The organism is Pseudomonas simiae (assembly GCF_900111895.1).
Lineage (GTDB): Bacteria > Pseudomonadota > Gammaproteobacteria > Pseudomonadales > Pseudomonadaceae > Aquipseudomonas > Aquipseudomonas simiae.
In genome coordinates this window covers 162,115-175,660 of record NZ_FOKB01000003.1, presented here as the reverse complement: position 1 = coordinate 175,660, position 13,546 = coordinate 162,115, and the positions used below count along the sequence as shown (strand labels likewise).

At 60.1% G+C, this 13,546-nt stretch carries 11 protein-coding genes; 3 read left to right on the top strand and 8 right to left on the bottom strand.

Annotated elements, in window-relative coordinates; genetic code table 11:
- Positions 1-74: 74 nt before the first annotated feature.
- The 3 genes from betA to betI all read right to left on the bottom strand — a co-directional run bounded on the left by betA (position 75) and on the right by betI (position 4,116).
- A complete protein-coding gene (gene betA / locus BMZ57_RS10780; RefSeq protein WP_010207131.1) occupies positions 75-1,778 on the bottom strand; it encodes a choline dehydrogenase in 1,704 nt (567 codons plus the stop codon).
- Between the two features lie 161 nt (positions 1,779-1,939).
- Positions 1,940-3,412 carry a betaine-aldehyde dehydrogenase gene (betB, locus tag BMZ57_RS10775; protein WP_010207130.1) on the bottom strand — a complete coding sequence of 491 codons (1,473 nt, stop codon included), beginning with the start codon at positions 3,410-3,412 and terminating at the stop codon, positions 1,940-1,942.
- Positions 3,413-3,522: 110 nt separating this feature from the next.
- The gene (gene betI, locus BMZ57_RS10770; RefSeq protein WP_010207128.1) at positions 3,523-4,116 is read right to left on the bottom strand and encodes a transcriptional regulator BetI; all 594 of its coding nucleotides are present in this window, start codon (positions 4,114-4,116) and stop codon (positions 3,523-3,525) included.
- A gap of 391 nt (positions 4,117-4,507) precedes the next feature.
- Between betI and BMZ57_RS10765 the strand changes: the two genes are divergently transcribed.
- The gene (locus tag BMZ57_RS10765) at positions 4,508-6,442 is read left to right on the top strand and encodes a BCCT family transporter (RefSeq protein WP_226994565.1); all 1,935 of its coding nucleotides are present in this window, start codon (positions 4,508-4,510) and stop codon (positions 6,440-6,442) included.
- Positions 6,443-6,630: 188 nt separating this feature from the next.
- Here the strand turns inward: BMZ57_RS10765 and choV are convergent, their stop codons facing one another.
- The 4 genes from choV to BMZ57_RS29650 form a co-directional block, all read right to left on the bottom strand.
- A complete protein-coding gene (choV, locus tag BMZ57_RS10760; RefSeq protein ID WP_010207126.1) occupies positions 6,631-7,809 on the bottom strand; it encodes a choline ABC transporter ATP-binding protein in 1,179 nt (392 codons plus the stop codon).
- Positions 7,806-8,651 (bottom strand): choline ABC transporter permease subunit, encoded by an 846-nt coding sequence (gene choW / locus BMZ57_RS10755; protein ID WP_010207125.1) that lies wholly within the window; start codon positions 8,649-8,651, stop codon positions 7,806-7,808. The genes choV and choW overlap by 4 nt, the downstream gene beginning before the upstream one ends.
- Before the next feature lie 68 nt (positions 8,652-8,719).
- On the bottom strand, positions 8,720-9,667 hold the full coding sequence (locus BMZ57_RS10750) for a choline ABC transporter substrate-binding protein (RefSeq protein ID WP_010207122.1): 948 nt from the start codon (positions 9,665-9,667) through the stop codon (positions 8,720-8,722).
- A gap of 196 nt (positions 9,668-9,863) precedes the next feature.
- Positions 9,864-10,064, bottom strand: a complete 201-nt coding sequence (locus BMZ57_RS29650; protein WP_146136234.1) for a hypothetical protein — start codon at positions 10,062-10,064, stop codon at positions 9,864-9,866.
- 18 nt (positions 10,065-10,082) lie between these two features.
- Between BMZ57_RS29650 and BMZ57_RS10745 the strand changes: the two genes are divergently transcribed.
- Both BMZ57_RS10745 and gbdR read left to right on the top strand, forming a co-directional pair.
- Positions 10,083-11,459, top strand: a complete 1,377-nt coding sequence (locus BMZ57_RS10745; protein ID WP_010207121.1) for an L-serine ammonia-lyase — start codon at positions 10,083-10,085, stop codon at positions 11,457-11,459.
- Between the two features lie 503 nt (positions 11,460-11,962).
- Positions 11,963-13,066, top strand: coding sequence for a choline metabolism transcriptional regulator GbdR (gene gbdR / locus BMZ57_RS10740; protein ID WP_005792167.1), 1,104 nt, complete (start codon positions 11,963-11,965; stop codon positions 13,064-13,066).
- 106 nt (positions 13,067-13,172) lie between these two features.
- On the opposite strand, the gene BMZ57_RS10735 is transcribed toward gbdR, so the two are convergent.
- On the bottom strand, positions 13,173-13,436 hold the full coding sequence (locus tag BMZ57_RS10735; protein ID WP_010207120.1) for a hypothetical protein: 264 nt from the start codon (positions 13,434-13,436) through the stop codon (positions 13,173-13,175).
- Positions 13,437-13,546 lie beyond the last annotated feature (110 nt).

Sequence of the window (13,546 nt, the reverse complement as noted above, 5' to 3'; positions counted from 1 at the left end):
CACATTTTGACCGTGTGAACCCGATCAAAGGTGGGAGCGGGCTTGCTTGTGAAGGCAGCACCGCGGTGTATCAGTTACTGCGCCAGCGGGCCCACTTCACGCATCGGCTTGCCACGCACCGGCGCATCGCCGGCCACGTAGTAGTCGGCGGTGCTGCGCGGCAGTGGCTGGCGGCCACGGATCTTGTCGGCGATTTTCTCGGCGATCATGATCGTCGGTGCGTTCAGGTTACCGGTGGTGATGATCGGCATGATCGACGCATCCACAACGCGCAGACCCTGCATGCCATGCACGCGGCCTTCGCCGTCCACTACCGCCATCTCGTCGGTGCCCATCTTGCACGAGCAGGACGGGTGGAACGCGGTTTCAGCGTGTTCGCGGATGAACTTGTCGAGCTGTTCATCGGTTTGCACGTCAATACCTGGGCTGATTTCGCGGCCACGGTAGGGGTCCAGTGCCGGCTGCTGCATGATTTCACGGGTCAGGCGGATGCCGTCGCGGAATTCCTGCCAGTCCTGTTCGGTGGCCATGTAGTTGAAGAGGATGCTCGGGTAGTCCCGTGGGTTCTTCGACTTCAGCTGGATGCGGCCACGGCTCGGCGAACGCATGGAGCCCATGTGCGCCTGGAAACCGTGCTCTTTCACACCGTTGCTGCCGTTGTAGTTAATCGCTACCGGCAGGAAGTGGTACTGGATGTTCGGCCACTCGAACTCTTCACGGGTGCGGATGAAACCGCCCGCTTCGAACTGGTTGCTGGCGCCGATGCCGGTGCCGTTGAACAGCCACTCGGCGCCAATGGCCGGCTGGTTGTACCAGAGCAGCGACGGGTACAGCGACACGGGTTGGGTGCACGCGTATTGCAGGTACAGCTCAAGGTGGTCCTGCAGGTTTTCGCCGACGCCTGGCAGGTCATGGACCACCGGGATGTCGAGGCTTTCCAGCAGTTTGGCCGGGCCGACACCGGAGCGTTGCAGCAATTGCGGCGAAGCGATTGCGCCGCTGCACACCAGTACTTCTTTACGGGCGCGGGCTTCAACGCGTTCTTCGGCGGCGCCGATCAGGTAACGCACGCCCACGGCACGCTTGCCTTCGAACAACACTTTGTCGGTGAGGGCGTGGGTGACGATGGTCAGTGTCGAACGCTTCTTGGCCGTGTCCAGGTAACCGCGCGCGGTGCTGGCACGACGGCCGTTTGGCGTGACGGTACGGTCCATCGGGCCGAAGCCTTCCTGCTGGTAGCCGTTCAAGTCTTCGGTGCGTGGGTACCCGGCCTGTACGCCGGCTTCAACCATGGCGTGGAACAGTGGGTTGTTGCCGGCTTTCGGCGTGGTCACGCTGACCGGGCCATCGCCGCCGTGCCAGTCGTTCGGGCCGATGTCCCGAGTTTCAGCTTTTCTGAAATAGGGCAGGCAGTCCAGGTACGTCCAGTTTTCCAGGCCTGGCAATTTCGCCCAGTTGTCGTAGTCCATGGCGTTGCCACGGATGTAGCACATGCCGTTGATCAAGGAAGAGCCACCCAGGCCCTTGCCGCGACCGCATTCCATGCGACGGCCGTCCATGTGTGGCTCTGGATCGGTCTCGTAGGCCCAGTTGTAGCGGCGGCCTTGCAGCGGGAACGCCAGGGCGGCTGGCATCTGGGTACGGAAGTCTAAGCGGTAGTCGGGGCCGCCGGCTTCCAGCAGCAGGACGGTGACGCCTTCGTCTTCGGTCAGACGGGTCGCCAGGGTGTTACCGGCGGAGCCGGCACCCACAATGATGTAGTCGTATTCTTGGGACATTGGATGCACCCTCTTTGAAGTCTAGTCAGGTCGGGCCTCATCGGGGGGCAAGCCCCCTCCCACCTTTGACTGTATTTACACATCTGAACTTGTGAACACAGTCAGTGTGGGAGGGGGCTTGCCCCCGATGGCGGCCTTATAGGCAATACAAGGCTCGGTTCTTAGAACACCGAGGCGTAGTCGCCCAGTTCAACCTGTACCGATTTGATGCGGGTGAAGTTGTTCAGCGAGCTGATACCGTTCTCACGACCCACACCGGATTGCTTGTAGCCACCCACCGGCATCTTCGCGTCGGATTCGCCCCAGGCGTTGATCCAGCAGATACCCGCTTCCAACTGATGAATCACGCGGTGGGCGCGGTTCAGGTCTTTGGTCACCAGGCCGGCGGCCAGGCCGAAGTCGGTGTCGTTGGCGCGGCGGATCACTTCTTCTTCGGTTTCGTAAGTGAGGATACTCATCACTGGGCCGAAGATTTCTTCACGGACGATGGTCATTTCGTCAGTGCAGTCGGTGAACACGGTCGGGGCCACGAAAGCGCCTTTGGCGAATTCGCCGTCGGTCAGACGGTCGCCGCCGCACAGCACGCGTGCGCCTTCTTCCTTACCTTTGGCGATGTAGCCCAGCACGCTTTCCATGTGGGCGAAGCTGACCAGCGGGCCGAAGTTGGTGTTGTCGTCTTGCGGGTTGCCGACGCGGATGCGTGCAACGCGCTCAACGATCTTGGCTTCGAACGCCGCTTGCAGGTGCTTGGGCACGAACACGCGAGTGCCGTTGGTGCAGACCTGGCCGGAGCTGTAGAAGTTGGCCATCATCGCGATGTCGGCGGCACGATCCAGGTCGGCATCTTCGAACACGATCAGCGGCGACTTGCCGCCCAGTTCCATGGTCACTTCCTTGAGCGACGAGCTCGAAGCGCTGGCCATGACTTTCTTGCCGGTGTCGGTGCCGCCGGTGAACGAGACTTTTTCGATGCGCGGGTGCTCGGTCAACCAGGTGCCGACTTCACGGCCGCTGCCGGTCAGGACGTTGAACACGCCAGCCGGAACACCGGCTTCGGTGTAGATCTCGGCCAGTTTCAGGGTGGTCAGCGAAGTGACTTCGCTAGGTTTGAAGATCATCGCGTTACCCGCGGCCAGGGCCGGTGCGGATTTCCACAGGGCGATCTGGATCGGGTAGTTCCACGCGCCGATACCGGCGACCACGCCCAGCGGCTCGCGGCGGGTATAGACGAAGGAAGTGTCGCGCAGTGGGATCTGCTCGCCTTCGATGGCCGGCACCAGGCCTGCGTAGTATTCGAGCACGTCAGCGCCGGTAACGATGTCGACGTACTTGGTTTCGGAGAAGGCTTTACCGGTGTCCAGGGTTTCCAGGGCGGCCAACTCGTCGTTGCGCTCGCGCAGGATGTCGACGGCACGACGCAGGATGCGCGAACGCTCCATGGCGGTCATAGCAGCCCAGATTTTCTGGCCTTTTTCGGCGCTGACCACGGCACGTTCAACGTCTTCTTTCGTTGCGCGTTGCACTTGGGCGAGAACTTCACCGTTAGCCGGGTTGATGGCTTCGAAGGTGGCATCGCTGCCAGCGTCGGTGTAGCCGCCGTCAATGTAGAGTTTTTGCAGGTCGAAACGGGCCATAAAGTCCTCGCAAGTGCATAAGTGGTTGGCGTTAACCGCCGAAAAGTGGGCCATAAGGGTCTGGCAACACTGATCAACAGCCGTTCAGGGGTTGAGCGGTTATAGATGCTCTAACTCACCTGCTTGGCCAATTGGAAATCCATGTATTCGTAAGCGATCCGTTGCGCCTGCTCCGTGTCGAAAGCGTCTCCCGACAGGGCGCCGCGCAACCACAAACCGTCGATCAGGGCCGCCAGGCCTCTGGCTGCTTTGCGTGCGTGCGGCAGCGGCAGCACTCGGCGGAACTGGCAGCACAGGTTGGAATACAGACGTTGATCGTTGATCCGCTGCAACCTGTGCAATGACGGGTGATGCATGCTGGTGGCCCAGAAGGCCAGCCAGGTTTTCATTGCCGGGCCATTGACCTGGCTGGCGTCGAAGTTGCCCTCGATGATCACCCGAAGGTGCGCCCGTGGGCTGTCGTCCTTCAGCGCAAGCCTGCGTTCGTGGACGTTCTCGATCAGCACATTCATCAAGTACCGCATCGTTGCGGCGATCAGGCCGTTCTTGTCCTGAAAGTAGTGACTGATGATGCCGTTCGAGACGCCGGCCAAACGGGCGATCAGCGCAATGCTGGCATCTCCCATTCCGACCTGATCGATCGCCGTCAGTGTGGCTTCGATCAACTGCTGGCGGCGTATGGGTTGCATACCGACCTTGGGCATGTAGCACCTCTCCTTAGGCCTGCCGATGGACGATCCACGTCCGTCGGCTTGAGGGCCAGTCTATTTTGTTTTGATTGAACGTTCAATCAACAAAGAATAAGATCTGCGACAAATGGTCGCTGCCTACAGATATTTCCTACTTGTGAGCCGCGACATCTGACACCTGTAAAAAACCTTGAAACAGGCCGTATCAGGGCCTGGGCGTCGCTTCGGCGAGGCTCAAGAATTTTAGGGGTGTCTTTATAACACCCGTCCGTCGACTGCCGAAAAATCGATGTCCCGGGATAACCGTTGCCTTGTGTTTCTCTCTCGCACTGCCCGGAGCATCTGCGCCATGAGTTCTGCCTCTCTTATAAAGACCCCGCCGGAAAAGGTGCGGGTCAACGGTTGGGTGTTCTACACCTCCACCGCGTTGATTCTGTTGTTGACTGCCATCCTGATCATCGCCCCGCAGGAGGCCGGGCGCATGCTCGGCGTAGCACAGGCGTGGCTGTCGAAAAGCTTTGGCTGGTACTACATGGTGGTCATCGCCGCCTACCTGGTGTTCGTGGTGGGTCTGGCGTTTTCGTCCTACGGCAAGTTGAAACTGGGCAGCAAGGACGACACCCCGGACTTCAGCTACGGCGCCTGGGCCGGCATGTTGTTCTCGTCGGGCATCGGCATTTCGCTGTTGTACTTCGGTGCTTCCGAGCCGCTGGACCACTACTTCAACCCGCCCGAAGGCGCAGCCGCCAGCAATGGCGCCGCGCGCCAGGCGCTGCAACTGACGTTCCTGCATTGGGGCCTGCACGGCTGGGCGATCTATGCCTTGGTCGGCCTGGCCGTGGCGTACTTCGCGTATCGCCATAACCAGCCGCTGGCCTTGCGTTCGGCGCTGTACCCACTGGTGGGCGAGCGTTGGGTGAAAGGCGCGGCCGGCCACGCGGTGGACGGCTTCGGCATGTTCGTGACCCTGCTGGGCCTGGTGACGAACCTGGGGATTGGTTCGATGCAGGTGTCGTCCGGGTTGGAAAACCTGTTCGGCATGGAGCACAGCAACACCAACCTGTTGATCGTGATCATCGTGATGAGCACCGTGGCGACCATCGCCGCCGTGTCGGGTGTTGAGAACGGCATTCGGCGCCTGTCCAACCTCAACATCGTGTTGTTCAGCGGCCTGTTGATTTTCGTACTGTTGTTCGGCCCGACCCTGCACTTGCTCAACGGTCTGGTGCAAAACACCGGTGACTACCTCAACGGCATCATCCTGAAAACCTTCGACCTCTACGTGTACGAAGGCGACGCCGACAAGACCGAACGCTGGATGGGCCTGTGGACACTGTTCTACTGGGCCTGGTGGATTTCCTGGGCGCCATTCGTGGGCATGTTCATCGCGCGTATTTCCCGTGGTCGCACGGTGCGTGAACTGGTGGCCGGCGTGCTGCTGATCCCGTTGGGCTTCACCTTGGCGTGGCTGTCGATCTTCGGTAATTCGGCATTGGACCTGGTGCTGAACCAGGGTGCGGTGGCGTTGGGCAAGACTGCGTTGGAACAGCCTTCCATGGCCATCTACCAACTGCTTGAGCATTACCCGGCGTCGAAAATCGTGATCGGCGTGTCGATCTTCGTGGGCTTCGTGCTGTTCCTGACCCCGGCGGATTCCGGCGCGGTGATGATGGCCAACCTTTCCTGCAAAGGCGGCAACGTGGATGAAGATGCGCCGCACTGGCTGCGGATCTTCTGGTCGGCGGTGATCACCCTGGTGACCATCGGCTTGCTGTTCGCGGGCAACTTCGAAGCCATGCAGACCATGGTGGTGCTGGCGGGGCTGCCATTCTCGGTAGTGTTGATCTTCTTTATGTTCGGCTTGCACAAAGCCATGCGCCAGGATGTGGCCATCGAACAGGAGCAGGCGCAATTGGCCGAGCGGGGCCGTCGTGGTTTCAGCGAGCGCTTGACCGCGCTGGACCTGCAACCGAGCCAAGGCACCGTGCAACGCTTCATGGACAAGCACGTGACGCCAGCGCTGGAAGAAGCGGCGACGGCGTTGCGTGAACAGGGGCTGGAAGTGCAGACCCTGCTGGGTAAATCCAAGCGCTGCATCGGTGTGCGCATCGAGATGGCAGAGGGCAACCCGTTTGTCTACGAAGTGAGCCTGGATGCTTACTCGTCGGCACCGAGCGACCTTCCCGAGGAAGAGCGCACGCGTTACTACCGCGCGGAGGTCTACCTGCACAATGGACCTCAGGAATACGACCTGATGGGCTTCACCCAGGAGCAGATCACCCGGGACGTGCTCGATCAGTTTGAAAGCCATCGGCAGCTCCTTGGCCGTGTCTATAGCTGATAGTTGAAGACGGGTGGTGTCCTCACTGATACCACTGGGTCCAAATGTGTAAACAGAACTAAATGTGGGAGGGGGCTTGTCCCCGATAGCAGTGTGTCAGTCAGTACTTCTGTTACTGATACACCGCAATCGGGGGCAAGCCCCCTCCCACATTGACCCAGTTTCTACATTGAGATGTGCAGTGTTTGTCAGCCCAGGTTCTTGCCCAGCAGGGCATGGTAAAGCTCACTGTCCCCCAGAATCCCCACTACCTGGTTGTTGTCATGCAGCACCAGCTTGTTTCCGGTGTGATAACGAATCTGCAACGCATCACGCATGCCGATGTTCGAGTCCACCAGCGTCGGCACCCGGCCCAGACCTTCCACCGCTTGCCCCGGTACCCAGTTCTGCAGGTTCATCACCGCGCCATTCTGGCGAGCGCCCTTGATGGTGTTGCCCTCGGCCAGGTCCAGCCACGAGTCGCCGCCCGGGTCCAGGCAGACTGAACCGTTGACGCGCTTGCAGTTGTCCAGGGTGCGCATCAGGCTGCGGCCGCACAACACGTTCAGTGGGTTGGTATGCGCGACGAAGGTACGCACATAGTCATCCGCCGGGTTCAGGACGATCTCTTCCGGCACGCTGTACTGGATGATCTTGCCGTCTTTCATGATCGCGATACGGCTGCCCAATTTGAGTGCTTCGTCGAGGTCGTGGCTCACGAACACGATGGTCTTGCTCAGCTTGCGTTGCAGTTCCAGCAGCTCGTCCTGCAGGCCCTGGCGGATCAGCGGGTCAAGGGCGGAGAAGGGTTCGTCCATCAGCAGGATATCGGCGTCCATCGCCAGCGCACGAGCCAGGCCGACGCGCTGCTGCATGCCGCCGGAGAGTTCGTCCGGCTTCTTGTTACGCCATTGGGTCAGGCCCACCAGCTCAAGTTTTTCATCCACCAGCTTGCGTCGGTCTTTCTCCGGGCGGCCCTGCATTTCCAGGCCGAAGCTGATGTTTTCGCGCACCGTCAGCCAAGGCATCAGGGCGAACTTCTGGAACACCATGGCGATGCGCTTGGTGCGCATCATTTTCAGCTCGGCGGGTGTGCAGGAGGCGATGTCGATCTGGCGACCTTCATGCTCGACGAACAGTTGTCCACGGCTCACGGTGTTGAGGCCGTTGATGCAGCGCAAGAGACTGGATTTGCCGGAGCCCGACAGGCCCATCAACACACAGATCTCGCCTTTCTCGATGTCCAGGCTGGCTTTTTCCACGCCAACAATCTGCCCGGTTTTTTTCAGGATCTCGTTACGGCTCATGCCTTGGTCCAGCAGCTTGAGCGCTTCGCGTGGGTCTTTGGAGAAGATCACGTCGACTTTGTCGAATCGGATAATGCTCATGCATCACCCCCTACTTTAGCGTCGGGTTGTTTGCAGATGCGGTCGAGCATGATGGCCAGCAGCACGATCGCCAGGCCCGCTTCAAAGCCCAGGGCGATATCGGCGGTGTTCAGTGCGTTGACCACGGGTTTGCCGAGGCCATCGGCGCCCACCAGGGCAGCGATCACCACCATCGACAACGACAGCATGATGCATTGGGTAATGCCGGCGGCAATGCTCGGCATGGCGTGGGGCAGTTCAATGCGCGAGAGCAACTGACGGCGCGAGCAGCCAAAGGCCTTGCCGGCGTCCATCAACTCTTGGGGTACATCACGGATACCCAGGTAGGTCAGGCGGATCGGCGCGGCAATCGCGAACACCACCGTAGAAATCAGCCCAGGCACCACACCCAGCCCGAAGAGGGTCAGGGTTGGGATGAGGTAGACGAAGGTCGGCACGGTCTGCATCAGATCGAGTACCGGCCGCATCATGGTGTAAAACATCGGTTTATGCGCGGCAACAATGCCCAGCGGCACACCGATGACCACGCAGACCAGGGTGGCGAACAGCACTTGCGCCAGGGTCTCCATGGTTTCCTGCCAGTACCCCAGGTTCAGGATCAGCAGGAAGGAGGCGATGACAAAAACAGTCAGTCCCCATTTACGTTGGATAAAGTGAGCCAGCAGCGCAATCAGACCGATCAATGCCAGCGGATTGAACCAGGTCAGCGCGAACGTCACGCCGTGGATCATCGTTTCCAGTGTCGATGCGATTGCGTCGAAGTAGTTGGCGCCGTGTTGGGTCAACCATTCGACGAAGGCAGCGATGTACTGGCCTAGTGGGATTTTCTGTTCAGTCAGCATGGTAGTGAATGTCCACATGCGAAGAGGGAAAACATCCCGGGACAGCGCACCGCCCCGGGGATAGCGGATTACTTGGCGAGGTAGGCTTTAACGGCGTCGAGTCCTGGTTTGCCATCTATGGTGGTGACACCGGCAAGCCAGGTGTCGAGGACTTGCGGGTTCTTCTTCAGCCAGGCTTTCGCCGCGGCGTCGGGTTTCATCTTGTCGTCCAAGACATTACCCATCAGGGTGCTTTCCATATTCAGGGTGAACACCAGGTTTTTCAGCAACTGGCCCACGTTGCTGCATTCCTCGGTGTAGCCCTTGCGGGTATTGGTGTAGATGGTGGCCTGGCCGTAGTTGGGGCCGAACGAATCGTCACCCCCGGTCAGGTACTTCATCTTGAAACGGGTGTTCATCGGGTGCGGTTCCCAGCCGAGGAACACGATGGCCTGGTCGCGTTTGGTGGCGCGTTCGACCTGGGAGAGCATGCCGGCTTCGCTGGACTCGACGACTTTGAACCCTGCGGTTTTCAGGCCGAAGGCGTCTTTGTCGATCAGCGTCTGGATGGTGCGGTTGCCGTCGTTACCCGGCTCGATGCCGTAGATCTTGCCGCCCAGTTCATCCTTGAATTTGGCGATATCGGCGAAGTCCTTGAGGCCTTTGTTGTACAGCGCTTCCGGGACGGCCAGGGTGTACTTGGCGTTCTCCAGGTTGGCGCGCACGGTTTCCACGGTGCCGGCATCACGGTACTGCTTGATGTCGTTTTCCATGGTCGGCATCCAGTTGCCGAGGAAGACGTCCATGTTCTTGCCGTCGGCCAGCGACTTGTAGGTCACTGGTACCGAAATCATCGTGGTGCGCGGCTTGTAGCCCAGGCCCTTGAGGATCTCGCTGGTAGTCGCGGTGGTGACGGTGATGTCGGTCCAGCCGACATCGGAGAAGTTGACGGTCTGACATTGTGCCGGTTCTGCGGCGTGCGCCATGACTGGCAGACTCAGCATGGCGGCCAACAACAACGAGGGTGAACCTTTCATCTGGGTAGACTCCTGTGTTTTTTCTGGCGGCATTCGCCGCGCTTTATAAGTGTTGCGGTTGGTGCGTGCGACAACAGCTCTGGCACGGTGCCTTGCAAACGAGTCGAGACTGATCATGTACCAGTGAAAATCTGACGCCTACAGGGGGCGTCGTATCCAGTACAGGGATGGTCGTATCCAGTGTCGGTGACGTCGCTTACAGATTTTTCCACAGGCAAAACTGCAGTTTTTGCCCATCTGCACCGTTAAAAACGGCCAAAACAGGCGATCGCACGGGAGCGACGCTGGTGAGCATGAGTGCGTCGGTGTGAGACGCCGTGACGGCAAGTAAAAGCTTGATGATGCCGCCATCTGGGCGATCTGAGCGTAGCAGCTCCTTGGTGTCCGGCCTGTTCACCTGCGGAGTCCCACGTTAATGGCTATCAGTGTTTTCGACCTGTTCAAGATCGGCATCGGGCCTTCTAGTTCTCACACCGTCGGCCCCATGCGCGCCGCGGCGTTGTTCGTTCAGGCTTTGCGTGAACGTGAACTGTTGGAACAAGTGCGGCGCGTCGAAGTTCAGCTCTACGGCTCATTGTCGGCCACCGGCATTGGTCACGGGAGCGACACCGCGACCATCATGGGCCTGATGGGCGAATGGCCAGATGCGATCGACCCATCGCAAATCGGCCAGCGCATCCACACCCTGCGCGAGACCGATACGTTGCTGCTGGACGGCCGTTTGCTGGTGCCCTTCGTATGGGCGCGGGACATGCGTCTGCTCGACGAAAACCTACCGTTCCACCCCAATGCGATGACCCTGGTGGTGACGGGCGATCACGGTGAGCTGCACCGTGACACCTACTATTCGGTGGGCGGCGGCTTTGTGGTGGATGAAGCCCAGGCGCAGAGCGGCGTGGCCGATATGGACCGCACCGAGCTGCCGTATGATTTTTCCAGCGCAGTCGAGCTGTTGCAGCTGTGCAAGACTCACAACCTGCGTGTCGCCGAGTTGATGCTGGCCAACGAGAAAACCTGGCGCTCCGAGGAAGAAATCCGCAGCGGACTGATGAAGCTCTGGCGCGCCATGCAGGATTGCGTGGAGCAGGGGCTCAAGCACGAAGGCATCCTGCCCGGCGGCCTGAACGTGCGCCGGCGTGCCGCCAAGTTGCACCGCAGCCTGCAGGAATTGAACAAGCCCAATGTGATCGGCTCGACGTTGAGCGCGATGGAATGGGTCAACCTGTTCGCCCTGGCGGTGAACGAGGAAAACGCCGCCGGTGGGCGCATGGTGACGGCCCCTACCAACGGCGCGGCGGGGATCATCCCGGCGGTGTTGCACTACTTCATGAAATTCAGCGAGGAAGTCACCGAAGCCAACGTGGTCGACTACCTGCTTGGCGCGGCGGCGGTAGGCATCCTGTGCAAGAAAAACGCCTCGATCTCGGGTGCCGAAGTCGGCTGCCAAGGGGAGGTAGGCTCGGCCTGCGCCATGGCCGCCGCCGGCTTGGCCGAGATTCTTGGCGCCACGCCGGAACAACTGTGCAACGCTGCTGAAATCGGCCTGGAGCATAACCTGGGCCTCACTTGCGACCCGGTGGGCGGGCTGGTGCAAGTACCGTGCATCGAGCGCAATGCAATTGCGGCGGTGAAGGCAATCAACGCAGCGCAAATGGCGCTGCGGGGCGACGGCCAGCACTTTATCTCCCTGGACCGAGTGATCCGCACCATGCGCGATACCGGGGCGGATATGCATGACAAATACAAAGAGACATCGCGGGGCGGGTTGGCGGTGAGTGCTGTGGAGTGTTGAGCCAGTGACGCCGCTATCGCAGGCAAGCCAGCTCCCACATTTGGAATACATGCCCCTGTGGGAGCCGGGCTTGCCCGCGATAGCGGCAGTTCAAGCAACACTGCTCATAAAGTGAACACCGGATCCAAAAGCGCCACCTTTTAGCGCGTCGCAAACAGATAAGTAGCTACCGAACGATTTCCCGCCCGACCTGCTGTCACCCGTGCTTTGGGTGACAGACTTCTCCCACGCCCGCAAAGCGCCTTCCCACAAGTGCTACCGATCTGCTCATCCCCTGTGGATAGGCTCATTCCTACGGCTGATTTCGGCTATATCCGTACGTGCGGCGCGGGCTTATCTAGACACGTCATCAGGTCGTTTTTAGGAGTTATTGGACGGCCATTCAATTTTAGGCATGGCATTTGCTCTATCAATTCAAAGCCTCTCTCCTCGCTGGATGTAGAGCGCAATAACAAGAGCCTCGCCTGAGGCCATCACCCGCTTTTGTGTGAGGAGATACTGCGATGACGTCGTTCAACTCCGGGGCCCAACCCCAGAACCGTGCGCCTCAATCCATCGGCTTTTTGCTGCTGGACAATTTCACGCTGATTTCCCTGGCGTCCGCAGTCGAACCGCTGCGCATGGCCAATCAGCTCTCCGGCCGCGAGCTGTATCGCTGGACGACCTTGAGCGTCGACGGAAACCAGGTGTGGGCCAGCGACGGTCTGCAAATCACCCCCGATGCTTCCATGCACAAAGCCCCGGCCCTGGACACGGTGATCGTGTGCGGCGGCGTGGGCATCCAGCGCACCGTTACCCGTGAACATGTGTCGTGGCTGCAAAGCCAGGCACGTCAGTCCCGTCGCCTCGGCGCGGTGTGCACCGGCAGCTGGGCCCTGGCCTGCGCCGGTTTGCTTGATGGATTTGATTGCAGCGTGCACTGGGAATGCCTGGCCTCGATGCAGGAAGCTTTCCCCCGCGTGGCCATGAGCACACGCCTGTTCACCCTCGACCGCAACCGCTTCACCAGCTCCGGCGGCACCGCGCCGCTGGACATGATGCTGCACCTGATCAGCCGCGACCACGGCCGTGAACTCTCGGCCGCCATCTCCGAAATGTTCGTCTACGAGCGTATTCGCAACGAACAGGATCACCAGCGTGTGCCGCTCAAGCACATGCTCGGCACCAACCAGCCGAAGCTGCAGGAAATCGTCGCGCTGATGGAAGCCAATCTGGAAGAGCCGATCGACCTGGACGAACTGGCGGTGTACGTCGCGGTGTCTCGTCGCCAGCTGGAGCGCCTGTTCCAGAAATACCTGCACTGTTCGCCATCGCGCTACTACCTCAAGCTGCGCTTGATCCGCGCACGGCAGTTGCTCAAGCAGACGCCGATGTCGATCATCGAAGTGGCGTCGGTGTGCGGGTTCGTGTCTACGCCGCACTTCTCCAAGTGCTACCGCGAATACTTTGGCATTCCGCCACGGGATGAGCGCGTAGGTTCCAACACCACCCAGCAGGTGGCGATGATGCCGATCCCGCAGGCGCTGGTATTGTCACCGTTGTCGGGACCGATGTCGGCGTTGAGCCAGGCCAGGAACGAGTCGACTTTCGCCAGCGTAAGGCTCTAGACCGAGTCGCCTGCGTTCGCGAGCAAGCCCGCTCCCACAGGTGACCGAGTTCCACCTTTGAAATGCGGTCGAATGTGGGAGCGGGCGTGCTCGCGAATGCGGACTATCAGGCGCCCGAGTTCTGCTTGAACTGCACCAAGGCCGGCAGCAACTGCTTATCGATCGCCTGCCGCACCGCCGGCAAGATCGTCGCGCTGCCGGTGTACATCTGCTCAACCATCCCCTTGAGCGCCTTGGCCCGAGCCTCGCTCAAACCACGCACCGCACACTCGCAGGCCTGCTCGGCGGTGGCGCCGCTGGACACTTCGAAACCCAGTGAGCGCAGTTGGCCCAGCAGGTCATCCTGGTCAATCAAATCCGCGTGCATCATGACGTTTATCCTGGTGAAGGGAACGGGGTTAGACCTGGATTCTGGTTGCCGTCCAAAGGGTCGGCAAGGGCAGATTGCACGAATGCCTCAGATGGCTATGAGCAGGTCGT